This is a genomic window from Pseudomonas sp. SIMBA_068, from assembly GCF_046534705.1.
GTDB lineage: Bacteria > Pseudomonadota > Gammaproteobacteria > Pseudomonadales > Pseudomonadaceae > Aquipseudomonas > Aquipseudomonas putida.
Window position 1 is genome coordinate 1 of record NZ_JAWRYI010000101.1, and the last position, 389, is coordinate 389.

General features: G+C 67.1%; 1 protein-coding gene. It reads left to right on the forward strand.

The annotated features are described in order from the left end of the window. A partial coding sequence (locus SB756_RS28355) for an AMP-binding protein (RefSeq protein WP_410912812.1) occupies positions 1-389 on the forward strand: 389 nt, incomplete at both ends.

The following is a 389-nucleotide window of genomic DNA, read 5'->3' on the forward strand; positions in this document are numbered from 1 at the left end:
CATGGCATCAGCACCCTGCACTTCGTACCGTCGATGCTGCAGGCGTTCATGACCCACGAAGCGGTCGAAAGCTGCACCACCCTCAAGCGCGTGGTGTGCAGCGGTGAAGCACTGCCGGCCGAGCTGGCGCGTCAAACCCTGCAACGCCTGCCGGCAGCGGGCCTGTACAACCTGTACGGCCCGACCGAAGCGGCCATCGACGTGACCCACTGGACCTGCCAGCCGGACGAAAGCATCAGCGTGCCGATCGGCCAGCCGATCGATAATCTCAAGACCCACATCCTGGAAGGCAGCCTGCAGCCAGCCGTGCGCGGCAGTGCGGGCGAGCTGTACCTGGGCGGGGTCGGCCTGGCTCGCGGCTACCACCAGCGCCCATCGCTGACCGCCGA